This is a genomic window from Ruegeria sp. CE12 (assembly GCF_056537525.1).
The window spans coordinates 62537-80159 of record NZ_JBQFRS010000001.1 but is presented as its reverse complement, the minus strand read 5'-3'; the positions used below and the strand labels follow the sequence as shown (position 1 = coordinate 80159).

13 protein-coding genes and 1 tRNA gene are annotated in these 17623 nt (G+C 55.6%); 8 read left to right on the top strand and 6 right to left on the bottom strand.

Features of this window, described 5'->3' with window-relative positions; all coding sequences use genetic code 11:
• The first annotated feature begins 17 nt into the window (after nucleotides 1–17).
• Nucleotides 18–2426 (top strand): endopeptidase La, encoded by a 2409-nt coding sequence (lon, locus tag ACR0IO_RS00365; protein ID WP_155141974.1) that lies wholly within the window; start codon nucleotides 18–20, stop codon nucleotides 2424–2426.
• A gap of 55 nt (nucleotides 2427–2481) precedes the next feature.
• On the opposite strand, the gene ACR0IO_RS00360 is transcribed toward lon, so the two are convergent.
• The 3 genes from ACR0IO_RS00360 to ACR0IO_RS00350 all read right to left on the bottom strand — a co-directional run bounded on the left by ACR0IO_RS00360 (nucleotide 2482) and on the right by ACR0IO_RS00350 (nucleotide 4826).
• Nucleotides 2482–4068: an APC family permease gene (locus ACR0IO_RS00360; protein ID WP_480738481.1), complete on the bottom strand. Its 1587-nt coding sequence runs from the start codon at nucleotides 4066–4068 to the stop codon at nucleotides 2482–2484.
• A 124-nt stretch (nucleotides 4069–4192) separates the two neighbouring features.
• Nucleotides 4193–4267 (bottom strand) — tRNA-Val (locus tag ACR0IO_RS00355).
• Nucleotides 4268–4322: 55 nt separating this feature from the next.
• Entirely contained in the window at nucleotides 4323–4826 is a 504-nt protein-coding gene (locus ACR0IO_RS00350) for a hypothetical protein (protein ID WP_480738480.1), read from the bottom strand.
• A gap of 40 nt (nucleotides 4827–4866) precedes the next feature.
• On the opposite strand from ACR0IO_RS00350, the gene ACR0IO_RS00345 reads away from it, so the two are divergent.
• The 4 genes from ACR0IO_RS00345 to ACR0IO_RS00330 all read left to right on the top strand — a co-directional run bounded on the left by ACR0IO_RS00345 (nucleotide 4867) and on the right by ACR0IO_RS00330 (nucleotide 10149).
• Nucleotides 4867–5049: a hypothetical protein gene (locus tag ACR0IO_RS00345; RefSeq protein WP_155141970.1), complete on the top strand. Its 183-nt coding sequence runs from the start codon at nucleotides 4867–4869 to the stop codon at nucleotides 5047–5049.
• A 253-nt stretch (nucleotides 5050–5302) separates the two neighbouring features.
• Complete coding sequence (locus ACR0IO_RS00340; RefSeq protein ID WP_480738476.1) at nucleotides 5303–8932, top strand: vitamin B12-dependent ribonucleotide reductase; 3630 nt, start codon at nucleotides 5303–5305, stop codon at nucleotides 8930–8932.
• A 214-nt stretch (nucleotides 8933–9146) separates the two neighbouring features.
• Complete coding sequence (locus tag ACR0IO_RS00335) at nucleotides 9147–9356, top strand: DUF3892 domain-containing protein (RefSeq protein WP_480738474.1); 210 nt, start codon at nucleotides 9147–9149, stop codon at nucleotides 9354–9356.
• Between the two features lie 547 nt (nucleotides 9357–9903).
• Complete coding sequence (locus ACR0IO_RS00330; protein WP_155141966.1) at nucleotides 9904–10149, top strand: EF-hand domain-containing protein; 246 nt, start codon at nucleotides 9904–9906, stop codon at nucleotides 10147–10149.
• Between the two features lie 54 nt (nucleotides 10150–10203).
• Here the strand turns inward: ACR0IO_RS00330 and ACR0IO_RS00325 are convergent, their stop codons facing one another.
• Nucleotides 10204–11748 carry a trimethylamine methyltransferase family protein gene (locus ACR0IO_RS00325; protein WP_170333109.1) on the bottom strand — a complete coding sequence of 515 codons (1545 nt, stop codon included), beginning with the start codon at nucleotides 11746–11748 and terminating at the stop codon, nucleotides 10204–10206.
• Nucleotides 11749–12187: 439 nt separating this feature from the next.
• On the opposite strand from ACR0IO_RS00325, the gene ACR0IO_RS00320 reads away from it, so the two are divergent.
• On the top strand, nucleotides 12188–12703 hold the full coding sequence (locus ACR0IO_RS00320) for an outer membrane protein (protein ID WP_480738472.1): 516 nt from the start codon (nucleotides 12188–12190) through the stop codon (nucleotides 12701–12703).
• 6 nt (nucleotides 12704–12709) lie between these two features.
• Here ACR0IO_RS00320 and ACR0IO_RS00315 read toward each other — a convergent pair whose 3' ends face one another.
• Both ACR0IO_RS00315 and ACR0IO_RS00310 read right to left on the bottom strand, forming a co-directional pair.
• Entirely contained in the window at nucleotides 12710–13897 is a 1188-nt protein-coding gene (locus ACR0IO_RS00315; RefSeq protein WP_480738470.1) for a pyridoxal phosphate-dependent aminotransferase, read from the bottom strand.
• A gap of 59 nt (nucleotides 13898–13956) precedes the next feature.
• Complete coding sequence (locus ACR0IO_RS00310) at nucleotides 13957–14301, bottom strand: MmcQ/YjbR family DNA-binding protein (RefSeq protein ID WP_170333114.1); 345 nt, start codon at nucleotides 14299–14301, stop codon at nucleotides 13957–13959.
• 216 nt (nucleotides 14302–14517) lie between these two features.
• On the opposite strand from ACR0IO_RS00310, the gene cysS reads away from it, so the two are divergent.
• Complete coding sequence (cysS, locus tag ACR0IO_RS00305) at nucleotides 14518–15915, top strand: cysteine--tRNA ligase (protein ID WP_480738469.1); 1398 nt, start codon at nucleotides 14518–14520, stop codon at nucleotides 15913–15915.
• A 71-nt stretch (nucleotides 15916–15986) separates the two neighbouring features.
• Complete coding sequence (cimA, locus tag ACR0IO_RS00300; RefSeq protein ID WP_480738466.1) at nucleotides 15987–17621, top strand: citramalate synthase; 1635 nt, start codon at nucleotides 15987–15989, stop codon at nucleotides 17619–17621.
• Nucleotides 17622–17623 lie beyond the last annotated feature (2 nt).

The following is a 17623-nucleotide window of genomic DNA, read 5'->3' as shown; positions in this document are numbered from 1 at the left end:
AATGATAAGGATTGAGCATGCAAGAGCCTCTGAATTCCTCTTACCCAGTACTGCCGCTGCGCGATATCGTGGTTTTCCCGCATATGATCGTGCCGCTTTTCGTCGGTCGCGATAAATCGGTCCGTGCGCTGGAAGAGGTCATGCAGGATGACAAGCAGATTCTGTTGTCCAGTCAGATTGACCCCGGTGTTGATGACCCTGAAATCGACGGCATCTATCGTTCGGGCGTACTGGCCAATGTACTGCAACTGCTGAAATTGCCCGATGGCACCGTAAAGGTGCTGGTCGAAGGGCAAGCTCGTGTGCAGATCACCGAGTTTCTCGAAAATGACGACTTCTTTGAAGCGCGCGCTGAGTACCTGACAGAAATCCCCGGCGACGTAACCACGACGCAGGCGCTGTTGCGCACTGTCGCGGATGAGTTCGAGCGCTATGCCAAAGTGCGTAAGAACATCCCCGAAGAAGCGCTGACCGCTGTTGGCGAAACCACCGAGCCTGCCAAGCTGGCTGATTTGGTGTCGGGTCACTTGGGCATTGAGGTCGAGCAAAAGCAGGAACTGTTGGAGACCCTCAGCGTCAGTGAGCGGCTTGAGAAAGTCTATGGCCTGATGCAGGGCGAAATGTCGGTTCTGCAAGTTGAGAAAAAGATCAAGACCCGCGTCAAATCCCAGATGGAGAAGACGCAGCGAGAGTACTATCTGAATGAGCAAATGAAGGCCATTCAGAAGGAACTTGGCGATGGCGAGGATGGCAGCAATGAAGTTGCCGAGCTCGAAGCCAAGATCGCCGAGACCAAGCTGTCGAAAGAAGCGCGCGAAAAAGCGGAAGGCGAGCTGAAGAAGCTCAAGAACATGTCACCCATGTCGGCCGAAGCGACCGTTGTGCGCAACTATCTGGACTGGATACTGTCACTGCCGTGGGGCACCAAATCCCGCGTCAAAAAGGATCTGGGTCGCGCGCAGGACATTCTGGACGCCGATCACTATGGCCTTGAAAAGGTCAAAGAGCGGATCGTTGAGTACCTCGCGGTACAGCAGCGTTCGAAAAAGCTGAAAGGCCCGATCCTGTGCCTTGTCGGCCCTCCGGGCGTAGGTAAGACCTCGCTGGGTAAATCCGTTGCCAAGGCCACGGGACGCGAATTCATTCGCATCTCGCTGGGTGGTGTACGCGATGAATCCGAGATCCGCGGTCACCGTCGGACCTATATCGGTTCGATGCCAGGTAAGATCATTCAGGCGCTGAAAAAGGCGAAAACCACGAACCCGCTCATCCTGCTCGACGAGATCGACAAGATGGGGCAGGACTTCCGTGGTGATCCGGCCTCGGCAATGCTTGAGGTGTTGGACCCGGAACAGAACAGCACGTTCATGGATCACTATCTTGAGGTCGAATATGACTTGTCCAACGTGATGTTCCTGACCACGTCGAACAGCTACAACATGCCTGGGCCTCTGCTGGACCGGATGGAGATCATCCCGCTGGCTGGTTACACCGAAGAGGAAAAGAGCGAGATCGCCAAGCAGCACCTGATCGACAAGCAGGTCAAAAACCATGGTCTGAAGGCCAAGGAATTTGAACTGACCGATGAGGCACTGCAGAAGATCATCCGCACCTATACCCGCGAGGCGGGCGTGCGGAACCTCGAACGTGAAATCGCCAAGGTGGCGCGGAAATCGCTGACCAAGATTATCAAGAAAGAGGCGGAAGAGGTCACTGTGACGCCCGACAATCTGGATGATTTCCTTGGTGTGCCGAAGTTCCGTTATGGTCTTGCCGAGCAGGACGATCAGGTCGGTGTTGTCACGGGTCTGGCGTGGACCTCGGTGGGTGGTGACCTGCTGCATATCGAGGCGCTGAAACTGCCGGGTAAAGGGCGGATGAAGACCACCGGTAAGCTGGGCGATGTGATGAAAGAATCCATCGACGCGGCCTCGTCCTATGTGCGGTCGATCTCGCCTCAGATCGGGGTGAAGCCGCCGAAGTTCGACTCGCTGGACATCCACGTTCACGTGCCGGATGGGGCGACGCCCAAGGATGGGCCTTCGGCCGGTCTTGCGATGGTGACATCGATCGTTTCGGTTCTGACCGGTATTCCGGTGCGCAAGGATATCGCCATGACGGGCGAGGTTTCGCTGCGTGGTAATGCAATGCCGATCGGTGGCTTGAAAGAAAAGCTGCTTGCGGCTCTGCGCGGTGGCATCAAGACTGTTCTGATCCCGGAAGAGAACGAGAAAGACCTCGCGGATATTCCGGACAACGTGAAAGAAGGGCTTGAGATTATTCCGGTCAAACACGTTTCAGAAGTTCTGGAGCGTGCGTTGATCCGCAAGCCTGAGCCGGTTGAATGGGACGAAGCGGCTGAGGAAGCGGCTGCGGCTGCAGCCAAAGCCACTGAATCCGCCGGGCCATCTGCGACTGCGCACTAATAGCGAAAGCCAAATCAGAAAAGGCGGGGATAGACCCCGCCTTTTTTTGTTGTGATCAGAACCCTATGACAGGTTTGGTCGGATCCAGTACTTCTTCTTCTGCGATATATCTCTGGAACTTACGGGCAGACAACGCGGATCGAACTGCCAGCGTAAAGATAACGATCGAGAACATCACGCACAGCACGATGTCCCATCCAAATGGGATTTGTTGCAGCGAGCCTTCACCGAACTGACCTAAGTAGGAAATCAGGCCGATGCCTGCGAAGTAGGGCACCAGCCAGAGCGCTTCGGTTACATCCATTTCATCAAGGCGACCGTGAAACCTGATCAGCAGAAGCACCATTCCGATGATCAGCGCAATTCCCAGTCTCCAGACCGTGTCCCAACCGCTCCAGTAGACAATTAGTGTGGCGATTGCGAAAGCTGCCATACCGACCAGTTTCACCGCCGGCACCCGTACCGAGCGTGGGTGATCGGGAAGCAGGTCGCGCAGGCAAACGACAGCGATTGGCCCGACCGCAAAGGACAGAACGATTGCTGCACCGTTTAGGGCAATGACGGTGGTAAAGGGTACGGTTAGCAGAAAGAGGATTCCGATCAAAAAATTCAGCGCCAACGCCCAGAGTGGTACGCCGAAGGATGACAGCATCTGCAGCCTTTTTGGCAGGAAGCCATTCTGGGACAAAGCCAACGCAATGCGTGCGTTAGAACCCGTCGCAACCAATCCGTTGCCAAACGGCCCTATCACAGATCCAATGTTGAGAAGGCTGAGAAACCAGAGAATTCCGACGGACATTATTATTCCATCCAGGGGTCCCTGAGCACCAAAATCCAGCTTTGCCCAGCCATTGCTGAGCATCGAGGGGTCGAGAGCCCCGATAAATGCGATCTGAAGACCCAGATAGATTGCGGCACATAGGATAATTGACAGAATGAGGGCGGCAGGGATCGCGAATTTGGGGTTCTTCACTTCACCAGCCATGTCTACTACGTGACGAAACCCGATGAATGAAAAGATCACGCCCCCGGTTGATACCGCGGCCATGATCCCTTTTACACCGTATGGGGCGAACCCTCCGGGTGTTGTAAAATTCTCAACGTTGAAACGGTTGGCGATTAGCAATGCTGAAAGAAGAATTGGAATGGCCACCTTCGCCCAGGTAAGCACTGCATTAACATGAGCAAAAAATTTAACTCCCAGAGCGTTGATTGCGACGAAGAAGAGCATGAAGAATAATGCAACGGCGATCCCTGCACCTGTCAGATCGCCTGTATCTGCGGCGTGCAGCCAAGGAGCATAGGGGGCGAGATACTTGAGCATCGCCTCTACTTCGATTGGCGCGGTTGTGTTGTAGCCGATCCAGGCGGTCCAGCCCATTGCCATCGAAACGATGTTTCCGTGCGAAAACTGAGGCACTCGGGCTATGCCGCCGGGTATCGGTAACATGGCAGAGATTTCGGCAAAGGTGATGGCCAGTATAAACATGGCTACCGCGCCGATGATCCATGACAGGATTGCAGCAGGACCAGCGTGTTGAACCGCCAGCAGTGGCCCGAACAGCCAACCGGAACCGATGATACCGCCGACGGAAATAAAGGTCAGACCAACAAGGCCAATATCCCTTTTCAGTTTGGCCATGCGCTACCTTCTGTTGCTATCCGGGTTCGCTAACGTCTGTTAGAATCAGGATAATCAGCCGATTTGCTTTCTGACAAGCTTTTCCGGCATTGAGCGACAGATATCGTAGAACTCAAAAGTTGTATGGTGGGTGATAAGAGATTTGAACTCCTGACATCTTCGATGTGAACGAAGCGCTCTACCACTGAGCTAATCACCCGCGCGTGTGGGTCTTAGTGCGGGTCATAATAAGTCGCAAGCGCGAACGTTACCATTCAGCCCTTCACCACAGGGGTTCCACCAAAGAATCGGAACAGCGAGGTCAGCTCCTGATCCAATGCCTCACTTTCCACCGGAACCTTTACTGTCGATCCGTTTTGCTGAGGGATCAGGAAGTACAAATCCGCGTCGACACGATATCCCTGAGAGTTCTTTTCTGAGGACATGCGACGAACGCTCTGGGGCAATTTTTGTGGGAAGCCATCGTAATTGAGAATCAGAAAAGCTGTGGCGTCAGGTGGCAAAGTTTCCCGACATTCGAATACACCAGCACTGACTTGTGCGAAGTTTTCTCCCGGTCCATCGCAGCTGACTTTGAAGGTATCGAACAATCGTTTTGGATATTCTCCGAACTGGGCGCTGCGCGACGAAAAGGGTTGTTCCTGTGGTGAGCAGGCCACGAAAATGGCTAGAATGGGAAGTAGACGCAACGACAACATGCTCAACACGAACTCCACTAAAATCTGCCTCTCATAACACCTTATGCCAGACTCAGTCATTTCGCGACGATGATTCTCTGACAAGGTCGTTAACAGGGTGATGGATGATGATTTCCCGGTAACTGTGCCGAGAAAAACAGCAAATCAATCTGAGCCCTCCGGTGAGTGGCAGGTTTTTGCCAGATGCCAGCCTGTGGAGGAATCGGTGGAAGACCCTTGGGTGTGCGGCTGCCAGATTTGGTCAACTAAAAAGATTTCAAAAATGACCAAAAAATGGCGTTGACCTACTATGGGTGTATACGTCAAATTGTGGAGGCCGAATAGATTGCCACTAAATCTGGTATAAAATCAGAGATGGCAGCGGGCGAGGGTCGGAAAGCACACCACACTAACGTGCAACCGTTTGGTCGGTTCCGCGCTGTGAGCAGCAGCGACCGGTCACCTATGCCCAGAATTTTGGCGGCAGGCGGCACCCTGCCTGAAGTGATTTGGTGCCAGTAACCGAAATTGGGTTGATTGAAGCTAGGGCGGCGGACATGAAGATTGAAAGAAAATTTACCAAACCGGGGCGGGATGCATATGCAGAGCTCGATTTTGTGTCAGCCACCTCGGAAATCCGCAATCCCGACGGGACAATCGTATTTCGGCTGGACAACATTGAGGTACCTTCCAGCTGGAGTCAGGTAGCCAGCGACGTCATCGCCCAGAAATACTTCCGCAAAGCGGGCGTTCCATCCAAGCTGAAAAAAGTAAAAGAGAAAGACGTCCCCGAATTCCTGTGGCGTTCGGTTCCGGCTGATGGCGCGGAGTTCGATGGTGAGACCTCTTCCAAGCAAGTGTTCGACCGTTTGGCGGGCGCTTGGGCTTACTGGGGCTGGAAGGGTGGTTATTTCTCGACCGAAGATGACGCGCGCGCCTATTTTGACGAGATGCGCTATATGCTGGCGACCCAGCGCGCCGCGCCGAACTCGCCGCAATGGTTCAATACCGGTCTGCATTGGGCATATGGAATCGATGGCCCGGCGCAGGGGCACCACTATGTCGACTATAAGACCGGCAAACTGACCAAATCGAAATCCGCTTACGAACATCCGCAACCGCACGCGTGCTTCATTCAGTCCGTTGATGATGATCTGGTGAACGAGGGCGGCATCATGGATCTGTGGGTGCGCGAGGCGCGCCTGTTCAAATACGGCTCTGGCACCGGGACCAACTTCAGCCATCTGCGTGCAGAAGGCGAGGCGCTGTCAGGCGGCGGCAAGTCCTCGGGCCTCATGGGCTTTCTCAAGATCGGCGACCGCGCCGCTGGCGCGATCAAATCAGGCGGAACAACCCGTCGAGCAGCAAAGATGGTGATCGTCGATGCAGATCACCCGGACATCGAGCAATTCATCGAATGGAAGGTGATCGAAGAGCAGAAGGTGGCCTCGATCGTTGCCGGATCAAAGATGCACGAGAAGATGCTGAACGGCATTTTCGAGGCCATCCGCAGCTGGGACGGTGCGCAGGATAATGCGTATGATCCCAACAAGAATGACAGCCTGAAGAAGGCAGTTCGCGAAGCCAAAAAGGTCGCGATCCCAGAGACTTATATTAAGCGCGTTCTGGATTACGCCAGGCAGGGTCACGACAGCATAGAATTCCCGACCTATGACACGGACTGGGACTCGGAAGCCTATAGCTCGGTTTCGGGGCAGAACTCGAACAACTCGATCCGAGTAACCAACGCGTTCCTAACCGCAGTTGAAAAAGACGCGGATTGGGAACTGATCAACCGGACAGATGGCAAGGTCGCTCGCACAGTTAAGGCGCGTGATCTATGGGAAAAAGTCGGCCACGCCGCATGGGCTTGCGCCGATCCGGGTATCCAGTTCCATGACACTGTCAACGAATGGCACACTTGCCCTGAAGATGGTGAGATTCGCGGCTCGAACCCGTGCTCGGAGTACATGTTCCTCGATGATACGGCCTGTAACCTGGCGTCGATGAACCTGCTGACCTTCCTGAAGGATGGTGAGTTCCAGGCGGCGGACTATATGCACGCTTCGCGTCTGTGGACTCTGACATTGGAAATCTCGGTGACCATGGCGCAATTCCCGTCGAAGGAAATCGCGCAGCTGTCCTATGATTTCCGCACATTGGGTCTGGGCTACGCCAATATTGGCGGCCTGTTGATGAACATGGGCTACAGCTATGACTCGGATGAAGGGCGTTCGATCTGCGGCGCACTGACTGCGATTATGACCGGTGTCGCCTATGCGACCTCGGCGGAGATTGCAGGCGAACTTGGCCCGTTCAAAGGGTATGAGCGCAACGCAGACCACATGCTGCGCGTCATCCGCAACCACCGTCGTGCGTCACAAGGAGTGACCGAGGGTTATGAGAAACTGGCTGTTAAGCCGGTGCCGCTGGACCACGACAATTGCCCGGACAAGCGTCTGATCGATCTGGCCATGTCCGCTTGGGATGAGGCGCTGAGCCTTGGTGAGAAAAACGGCTACCGCAATGCGCAAGCCACCGTGATCGCACCAACCGGTACGATCGGTCTGGTCATGGATTGCGACACGACCGGGATCGAGCCGGACTTTGCTCTGGTCAAGTTCAAGAAACTGGCCGGTGGCGGTTACTTCAAGATCATCAATCGCTCGGTGCCTTCGGCGCTGGAAAAGCTGGGCTATTCCTCGTCTCAGATCGAAGAGATCGTAGGTTACGCGGTCGGTCACGGCACCATCGGCAACGCGCCGGGGATCAACCATACCTCGCTGACCGGTCACGGCTTTGGCCCCAATGAACTGGCCAAGGTGGATGCCGCACTGGAAAGCGCGTTCGACATCCGCTTCGTCTTCAATCAGTGGACGCTGGGCGAGGATTTCTGCACCGGTGTTCTGGGCATCCCCGCCACCAAGTTGAACGATCCGACCTTCGACCTGCTGCGCCATCTGGGCTTTACCAAGGCGGATATCGACGCGGCCAACGACCATGTCTGCGGGACGATGACGCTGGAAGGCGCGCCGCACCTGAAGGAGGAACACTACGCGATCTTCGACTGCGCTAACCCGTGTGGCAAAAAAGGTAAGCGTTTCCTTGGGGTTGATAGCCACATCACCATGATGGCGGCGGCGCAAAGCTTCATCTCGGGTGCGATCTCGAAAACGATCAACATGCCGAATGACGCGACCATCGAGGATTGCCAGAAAGCATACGAACTCAGCTGGTCGCTGGGTGTGAAGGCGAACGCGCTGTACCGCGACGGCTCGAAACTATCGCAGCCGCTAGCGGCGGCACTGGTCGAGGATGATGACGAAGCGGCAGAAGTGCTGGAAAGCGGATCGACGCAGGAAAAAGCTGTCGTTCTGGCCGAGAAGGTGATCGAAAAGGTTGTGGTCAAGGAAATGATCCGCAGCCATCGCGAAAAACTGCCCCATCGACGCAAAGGTTATACCCAAAAGGCAATAGTAGGCGGCCACAAGGTTTACTTGCGGACTGGTGAGTTCGAAGACGGCAAGCTGGGTGAGATCTTCATCGACATGCACAAGGAAGGCGCTGGCTTCCGGGCGATGATGAACAACTTTGCCATCGCCGTGTCGGTTGGCCTGCAATATGGCGTGCCGCTGGAAGAGTTTGTCGACGCCTTCACTTTCACCAAGTTCGAACCGGCGGGGATGGTGCAGGGCAACGACTCGATCAAGAATGCGACGTCGATTCTGGACTACATCTTCCGCGAGCTGGCCGTGTCTTATCTGGACCGCACCGATCTGGCGCATGTGAAGCCTGAAGGCGCAACCTTCGATGATCTGGGCCGAGGCGAGGAAGAGGGCGTTTCGAACGTCTCGGAGATCAGCGATAGTGCTGCGACCAAGTCTTTGGAAGTACTGAAACAAATCAGCTCAACTGGGTATCTGCGCAAGCGCTTGCCTCAGGATTTGGTGGTCTTCAACGGCGGTCAGGCCGAAGTGAATGGCATGGCTGAAACTGCAGCGCAGTTTGAAGTTCAAAGCGAAACTGCGGTCGTGTCCGAGGTCGCAACAGGAATGGATGCCCGCACCAAAGCCAAGATGCAGGGTTACGAGGGCGATCCATGTGGTGAATGCGGAAACTACACACTGGTGCGCAACGGAACCTGCATGAAGTGCAACACTTGCGGCGCAACCAGCGGGTGTAGCTAAAAAATTGAGGTTGGGGACCAGTGCGGCAACACTGATCCCCGGCTTTCCCCCGCTTGAATAGCGTGGGCAGGGGAATAACCTTTTCGGCCCCTCTGGGTCGATAACATAGGAGGAAAACACGGTCGAAACCGGTGATCAACTACGCGCTTACTTACCCACAGAGTCACCAACAGATTTCTGCTTGCTCTGTGAATAACTTGAAGAGGAGAGAGCTGTGAGAAAGAAAAACATCACAGTAACTCGCGAAACCGAAAGTGGACTGAACACTCATTTTAATGTGCCTGGTCAGGGGGAGATCACGCGCGGCCGCTTGGCTGACCAGATCGAATCCGGACAACATGATGGGTATCACGTTCGCCGCGTTGATGGTCGTCGGATTATTGCTTCAAACCCCGATGGGTCAGAAAACAATAATCTCGGCTAAAGTAAGCACCCCGGCAAACCGGGGTGTAGGGGCCGGAAGCTGCCACAGTAACCGGTCCCGACGAATACGGAGCAAGGCAAAGCCTAAGACTTACCAAAGGCGCCTTGTTCCACTCGGCCGACATGCCTGTGTTGGCCGGGAACAGGGTGGGGCGGAATATCAGTCCTTCCCACTCTCTCACGGGACGGGTGCGCTCGTCCCAGGCGACGTCCAGGCCGCAGGCAAAAAAACACCGGGCGGTCAACGAAATGAGCCTGGATGGCGAAACTGACAGGGGGCTTCGGCCCCCTTTCTTTTTGCCACGGTGAGTCGCCTGATTGAGCGGTGGCCTGCCAGATCGCGCTTTGGTCGTAGGGGGAGATTTGCCGAATCGTGATTCTGCGATTTGGGCCAGCAAGAGGCCGCACTGCAGTCAGCAGTAAACGGGCGGGCTTTGGCGCGAATCACAGGATTTACCGACCTAGCGATGACAGCCGTCTCTTAAAGGGTGTTTCTGGTGCCTGTCCGGATGGACTACCACTCAAAACCCCTACGAGGAGATATCACGATGAAACCGCAGAAATTGGCCGTACTCGCCGCAGTTGCAGTTGGATTTCCGGCCCTTGCCCTGGCGCAGTCGAGTGCAGACGCCAACGGAGACGGCGTTCTGACCATCGAAGAAGTGCAAGCTGTTCTGCCAGATATGGATGCTGATGGCTTCTCGACATTGGATACCAATGGCGACGGTGCGCTTGATCAGGCTGAGATAGCGGCCGCTCAGGAGGCAGGTCTGCTGCCAGCAACAAACGGCTAAATACAGGCTTAGGCAAGGCGGCCCGATTCTTTCGGGCCGCCTGTTTTCAATGGGTTACTGCGGCAAGTGAATGTTGAACTTGCTCCGAAGTTCTGCATCCAGCAGCGGGTCAAATCGCGCCTGTGACGGCGTTGCAAGGATCTCTTCCTTGCGGGCAATTGCTTTTTCAATGAGATCCGGTTTGCCCAGTTCAGACCACTCTTTCGGCGATGTCCGGTCGCCGAGTGTCGGATACACATAATCCACCTGCATACGGCCAAGAGTGGCATCAGTGCCCAGATAGTGACCGGGTCCGCCAAGGCACACTTCGGCGATTTGATCCAGCGCCAGAGTGTCGTCGTTTACTTCGATCCCCCGAACACAACGAAGTGCCTGACCAATCAGATCGTCGCTGAGAATGAGGCTTTCGAAACAGAATCCCAGCAGGGATGAATGCATACCTGCCGCTTCATACACCATGTTCAGCCCCGACAGACCGGCCATGACGTTCGAACACATCTGTTCCCAGCCAGCCTGCATATCGGGGAGTTTTGCATCGGATGCGCCTGCAGCTGCACCGCCCGGAAGACCGTAGAACTTATGCATCTGAGCACACCCTGCACTCAAAAGCGCTTGTTCACCGGAACCTACCGACATCGCCCCGGTACGCAGGTCTAGACCAAATGGCCAAGTGCCAAAAATCGCGGGGGCACCGGGTTTTACGGCATTTACATAAACCAAACCGGCCAGGCATTCCGCGGTTGCCTGAGTGATTGCTCCGGCGATTGTAGACGGCGCGGTAGCACCTGCCATACCTGCAGAAAGCAGCAGAACAGGCATGCCGGCCTTGATGCATTCCTCCATAACTTCGCAGCTTTCAGTTGCGAATTTCATTGGTGGAACAACAAAGCAGTTGGAGTTCGACACAAATGGACGTTCGCGCCACTTGTCTTCACCGCCAGCGATCATGTGCAGCATTTCCACCGCCGGAGCGACATAGCTGGGATCGGTGAACGATGTACCGATATGTTTGAATGTACCCGAACAGCAAGCATAGATGGTGTTCAGATCCATCTCGCGGTTGTCCAGAATGTCACGGCAAACCATCGGACGCTGAACGAAATGGATATTGTCCAGACTATCGCAGATACGGGATGCGTCGTGCAGGTCCTGAACCGTTGAATCACGATACTCGCGACCATGCACATCGACCATGTGTACTGCAGCGCCAGCGGTTCCATAGTGGACGCGGTTGCCCGAAAGCTCGAGGTCAGTTTTGCCGTCACGGCTATAAAGCGTGACCGAACGGTTCGCTTTGGCCAGCATATCCTCGACCAATGCGCGCGGGAAGCGGATACGTCCGTCATCCCCGAGAATACAGCCTGCGCCGACCAGATAGTCGATGCCGCTTTGCGGTGCATCGGCAAGGCCGATCGTCTCAAGTGCTGTCAGGGCGGCGTTGTGTATACGCTCCATATCCTGCTGGCTGAGAGGTTTGTATGTGCCACCTTCCATGCCTGGGCGCACAGGGCGCAGGTGGTCGGGCAGGGCGGCGGCACGCGCTGCACGACGGGCAGAGCGTCCGCCGCTACGAGAAGAGCTACGGGATTGATCGTTCATGTGAGTGTTCCGAATGTTATTGAGCTAGTTTGGGATTGGCTATCTCAATAGGATTACGGCCGACCACGCGCCGCACGCCCGCGATCTGCGCCGATTGTACGGCTTACCAGACGGATTTTCCAATACTCGCCGCGCATTCCGGCCCTCGGTTATTCACAGGTTGTGTATGGCACCGCATACCGACGCGATCTATCCTGTTTACGACCTGTTTTTGAGAAACCTGAATTAAGATCGGATCAGCGAAAGCGACCAAACTTGCGTAACTAAAATGAATACCTGAAGTTTTTTTCCCGTTTTGAGAGAAATCTGTTAAACTATCTTCACTTAGTGAAAGTGAATTGTGAATTGAATTGAGGGTTTAAGCCCCCATATCCGTGCCAAAGCGGTAGTCGCACTTAGGGCCTCAGACGGTTCTGATGCGAAGTACTTGGAGAGGCGTATGAAACGATTGACGGCCATGATTGCTGCGTTGCTGCTTGCCGGCACCGCACCCGCTTTTGCCGAAGATTGGACGGGCGCCTATGCGGGATTCAGCTTTGGTTACACAGATGCCGATGGCCCGAATGGATCCAGCGGAAACGACACCACCTTTGGCCCTCACATCGGTTACGATTACGATTTTGGCGATTTCGTTCTGGGTGGCGAACTTGAATATGATCCATTGAACCTGAGCTTGGGTTCTGAGGGCAGCTTGGACGGCGTCACGCGCCTGAAGCTGCGTGGCGGGTATGATTTCGGTCCTGCGCTCGGTTATGTCGTGGTTGGTGCCGCTCGTGCCGATACATCGAATGACAGTGATACCGCAGCTGTCTATGGTATCGGCGTCGCATATCCCATTGGCGAGAACTTTGTGATCAGCGGTGAAGCTCTGAGACAGAACTTCAGCGATGTGACCCGCTCAAATGGTGATCTCGACGCAAACACCTTTAACTTGCGCACGACATTTCGGTTCTGACCACGTCTATTCGGCGGCGTGCTGACCTGCGAGCTCGGATGCAAAATCACACACAGTCTGTAGCGCAGCAGCAAACCTGTCATCGTCAATTGTCATCGCAACGCGAATATGTCCCGCTGCGGCGGTGCCAAAACTCTCGCCTGGCATGACAGCAATGGCGTGGGTATCGAGTAGGGCATTTGCAAACGCCTCGCCGCTCATTCCGGTCGCTCTTATATCCAGCATCAGGTACATCGCACCCTGTGCAGGAACGAGGCCTACTATGTTTTGTCCACTCAGAACCTGCATGGCCAAAGAGCGTCTGCGGCGGAACGGCGCTGCGACCTCTTCCTCCAGACCATCACCCGCTGTCAAAGCATAGCTCGCGGCATCCTGGATAAAGCCCGGAACCCCATAAGTGGTGTGTGTGGCCAAGTTGATCAGATGCTGAACAACTTCTTCCGGACCCACAATCCAGCCGCAACGAGAGCCGGTCATCGCATGGGATTTGGACATGGATCCGACAACCAGCGTACGCTCGGCCATGCCGGGCAAGGCGCGTGGGGACAGATGTTCACCTTCCCAGACCTGCGTATCGTAGACCTCGTCCGAGATAAGCCAGAGATCGCGTCGCTGGCAGAGATCAGCGATTTCGTTCAGCGTTTCGCGGGAATACACAACACCTGTTGGATTGTTCGGTGTGTTGATCAGCAGCGAAACAGCGCCCTCAACGTGTGGCTCAATCAAATCGGCACGTGGCTGAAATGCATCTTCAGCGCGGGTTTGCACCGCTTTTGCAATCGCGCCTGCTCCACGAATGGTGCCGGGGTAGGTCGCATAATAGGGGTCAAGATAAAGGCCCACATCACCCGGATCACAAACTGCTGTATGAGCTGCGAACAGTGCAGACTGGCCACCCGGCGTGATCAGCACGTTGTGTCGCGTCGTGGTTACCCCGGTACGGTTTTGTATCCGAGCGGCGACTGTGTCGCGCAGCAGATCGGTGCCAGGAACCATGGCATATCCGGTGTGTCCGTCGCGGGCAGAGCGGTCCATTTCAGCCAGAATCGTCGCATCGGTGCGAATGTCATGTTCGCCAATCGTCAATTCAGTCACGGCATGACCTTCAGCGATCATCCGGCGCGCGCGATAAAACACATCCCAGCCGTCAGATCCGCCGCCGGTCAAATGCGTGATACGATGCGACAGTTTCATTGCGCGTCTCCCTTGCAGCAATTCAGGCCGAATGGGACAGAGCGCCGGTGATTTGTCAATCAACTTCGCGCCGGTAGTGTCGCCTGCAATTTTTTCGTGAGCGAGGCGCGTACGATATCATAAGACGCGGTCAGCCGGTGGCGCATCTCCTCGGCTTCGGTATCCCATGGCAGCCGAATCCAGCTGCGATGAAAATAGGGGGCTTTGGTGCCGACGCCCGCGTCGATCAGCATCTGAGCCGTTTCGATATCCGGCGTCTTTACAGAAACCCCATCCCCCACTGATCCGACGCAGGCAAACATCTTGCCGCCCACTTTCCACGCATCATGCCCGCCACCCCAGGGGTCGGACAGTTCGGCCCCAGGCAGGTCTTCGCAAATGGAATTCACGTACTCTCGGCTCATGAAAGACAGGTTGCCGGTGCAATCAACGAAACTCAAGGCTTGGCTCAGGCAAAATCACGTGATATCCGAACACCATGAACCCGATGACCTGCATCATTAACTGCTGCATTACCTGCTGATTAATCAAGCGGGCCGGTTTCTTTCGTTTTCATCCCTGAGACAAGTTGCTAAGCCCGCGCCAACGCGAGAAGCTATGCTGTTCTTAGGAGCCGACCGATGACGACGATCAAACTGCACAACACACGGACGCGGACGAAAGAGGATTTCGTGCCGATCGATCCAGCAAATGTGCGGATGTATGTCTGTGGGCCTACCGTCTATGACCGAGCACATCTGGGAAATGCCCGACCAGTCGTTGTATTCGATGTGCTCTATCGGCTGCTGCGTCACGTATATGGCACAGATCACGTGACCTATGTGCGCAATTTCACGGACGTGGACGACAAAATCAACGCCACGGCGCTGTCGCGTAAACAGGCCGGTGCGGAAGGGTCGCTGGAGCAGCTGGTACAGGAGCGTTCGGATGAAACCATCGGCTGGTATCTGCATGATATGGGTGCACTGGGCGCGATGGAGCCCAATGAGATGCCACGCGCGACCGAATACATCGCGCAGATGATTGCAATGATCGAAGATCTGATCGCGAAAGGTCATGCTTACGCTGCGGATGGCCATGTCCTGTTTGCCGTAGACACATGGAAAAAAGACTATGGCAAGCTGTCAGGCCGTTCTGTTGATGACATGATCGCAGGCGCTCGGGTCGAGGTAGCGCCTTACAAGAAGAACCCGATGGACTTCGTGTTGTGGAAGCCCTCGACTGACGATCTGCCGGGTTGGGACAGCCCGTGGGGTCGTGGACGTCCGGGTTGGCATATCGAATGCTCGGCCATGAGTTATGAGCTGCTGGGGGCGAGCTTTGACATCCATGGCGGTGGCAACGACCTGATGTTCCCACATCATGAGAACGAGATCGCTCAGAGCTGCTGCGCACACCCCGAAGGGGAGTTCGCTCGGTACTGGCTACATAACGAGATGCTGCAGGTAGAAGGCAAGAAGATGTCCAAATCACTGGGCAACTTCTTCACCGTACATGACTTGTTGGAACAGGGCGTGCCGGGTGAGGTGATCCGCTTTGTTTTCCTGCAGACCCATTACCGCAAGCCGATGGACTGGACCGAGAAAAAGGCCCGCGAGGCCGAAGCGACGCTGCGCAAGTGGCGGGCGCTGACAGCGGGCATCGAGCCCGCCGCCAACGCGGCACCCGCGGTCGTCGCCGCATTAAGTGATGACCTGAATACTGCGGGCGCCTTGACCGAACTGCACCGTTTGGCAGCGGATGGAGATGCGGAGAGCTTGTTGGCCAGCGCTCAGGTGTTGGGGTTACTGACTGATGAAATCGGAAGCTGGGCGGATACCGCGTCATTGGACTTGTCTGCTCACGCAACCAAACTTGCCGACGCACGCGCTGTTGCTATGCAAAACAAAGACTTCTCGGAAGTAGACCGGCTAAAGGCCGCGTATCTGGCTGCAGGTCTGGAAGTGCGCATGAGCAAAGACGGTGTGGAATTGGTGCCCGGAGCGGGCTTTGATGCGGCAAAGTTGGAGAATGTCTGATGGCTGATCCAAATCATTCCTGTTGCGACAAGCAGGCGTAATCGATGACTGAGGGCCAGCGGGAGCAAGCGATGACAAAAGAACGCCTCTACCTCTACGACACCACCTTGCGTGACGGACAACAGACGCAGGGTGTGCAGTTCTCGACTGCGGAAAAGGTCCAGATTACGCAGGCTTTGGATGAGTTGGGTGTTGATTACATCGAAGGCGGCTGGCCCGGCGCAAACCCCACGGATAGTGCGTTTTTCGATGCGGCCCCTAAAACCTCGGCCACGCTGACCGCATTTGGTATGACCAAACGATCAGGCCGGTCTGCAGATAATGATGATGTTCTGGCAGCGGTGATGAATGCCGGAACGCAGGCGGTGTGTTTGGTGGGCAAATCGCACGACTACCACGTGACCCAAGCGCTTGGCATTACGCTTGAGGAAAACACGGAGAACGTTAGGGCATCGGTCGCACATATCGTGGCGCAAGGGCGCGAGGCGCTGTTCGATGCCGAGCATTTCTTTGATGGCTACAAGGACAATCCGACCTATGCGACCGAAGTGTGCCGGGCGGCATTGGAGGCTGGCGCAAGGTGGGTGGTGCTGTGCGATACCAATGGCGGTGCGCTACCTGCAGAAGTGGGCAAGATTGTCTCTGAACTGATCGCTGCAGGTTTGCCAGGAGATCGGTTGGGCATTCACACCCACAACGATACCGAAAATGCGGTCGCCTGCTCTTTGGCTGCCGTTGATGCAGGGGCGCGTCAGATTCAGGGAACATTGAACGGGTTAGGCGAGCGTTGCGGTAATGCCAATCTGACCGCTTTGATCCCGACATTGTTGCTCAAGGAACCGTACGCATCACAGTTTGACATCGGGGTCAGCCGTGAAGCGCTGGTTGGTCTGACTCGGACCAGCCGGATGCTGGATGATATTCTGAACCGGGTGCCCAGTAAGCAATCTGCTTATGTCGGAGCATCGGCATTTGCCCACAAAGCGGGCCTGCATGCCAGTGCGATCCTCAAGGATCCGACGACGTATGAGCATGTTGATCCGGCCACTATCGGCAATTCGCGCATCATCCCGATGTCCAATCAAGCGGGACAGTCCAACCTGCGCCGTCGTCTGAGCGAAGCGGGCCTGACTGTCGAGGCGGGTGATCCGGCGTTGGGTCGTATTCTGGAACGGATCAAGCAGCGCGAAGCTGAGGGCTATTCCTACGATACCGCTCAGGCCAGTTTCGAGCTGCTGGCGCGCGATGAATTGGGGCAGTTGCCGCAGTTCTTCGAGGTCAAACGCTACAAAGTCACCGTCGAACGGCGCAAGAACAAGTACAACAAGATGGTCAGCCTGTCCGAGGCTGTTGTTGTGGTCAAAGTTGACGGAGAAAAGAAACTGTCCGTCAGCGAGTCACTTGACGATTCCGGCGGTGACCGTGGTCCGGTAAACGCGCTGTCTAAGGCGCTGGCCAAGGACCTAGGGCAGTACTCTCCGATATTGGATGATATGCATCTGGTCGACTTCAAAGTGCGCATAACTCAGGGCGGGACCGAGGCGGTCACGCGGGTCATAATCGACAGCGAAGACGGGCAGGGCCGGCGTTGGTCGACTGTCGGCGTCAGTGCGAACATAGTGGATGCCTCGTTTGAAGCACTGCTTGAGGCGATTCAGTGGAAGTTGGTGCGCGACTGCAAAACACAGTCGGCGGCTGCGGAGTGACT

Excerpts from the sequence above, each read along its gene's own strand:
- lon (WP_155141974.1), top strand. The coding sequence starts at position 18 with ATGCAAGAGCCTCTGAATTCCTCTTACCCAGTACTGCCGCTGCGCGAT.
- ACR0IO_RS00360 (WP_480738481.1), bottom strand. The coding sequence starts at position 4,068 with ATGGCCAAACTGAAAAGGGATATTGGCCTTGTTGGTCTGACCTTTATT.
- ACR0IO_RS00350 (WP_480738480.1), bottom strand. The coding sequence starts at position 4,826 with ATGACTGAGTCTGGCATAAGGTGTTATGAGAGGCAGATTTTAGTGGAG.
- ACR0IO_RS00345 (WP_155141970.1), top strand. The coding sequence starts at position 4,867 with ATGGATGATGATTTCCCGGTAACTGTGCCGAGAAAAACAGCAAATCAA.
- ACR0IO_RS00340 (WP_480738476.1), top strand. The coding sequence starts at position 5,303 with ATGAAGATTGAAAGAAAATTTACCAAACCGGGGCGGGATGCATATGCA.
- ACR0IO_RS00330 (WP_155141966.1), top strand. The coding sequence starts at position 9,904 with ATGAAACCGCAGAAATTGGCCGTACTCGCCGCAGTTGCAGTTGGATTT.
- ACR0IO_RS00325 (WP_170333109.1), bottom strand. The coding sequence starts at position 11,748 with ATGAACGATCAATCCCGTAGCTCTTCTCGTAGCGGCGGACGCTCTGCC.
- ACR0IO_RS00320 (WP_480738472.1), top strand. The coding sequence starts at position 12,188 with ATGAAACGATTGACGGCCATGATTGCTGCGTTGCTGCTTGCCGGCACC.
- ACR0IO_RS00315 (WP_480738470.1), bottom strand. The coding sequence starts at position 13,897 with ATGAAACTGTCGCATCGTATCACGCATTTGACCGGCGGCGGATCTGAC.
- ACR0IO_RS00310 (WP_170333114.1), bottom strand. The coding sequence starts at position 14,301 with ATGAGCCGAGAGTACGTGAATTCCATTTGCGAAGACCTGCCTGGGGCC.
- cysS (WP_480738469.1), top strand. The coding sequence starts at position 14,518 with ATGACGACGATCAAACTGCACAACACACGGACGCGGACGAAAGAGGAT.
- cimA (WP_480738466.1), top strand. The coding sequence starts at position 15,987 with ATGACAAAAGAACGCCTCTACCTCTACGACACCACCTTGCGTGACGGA.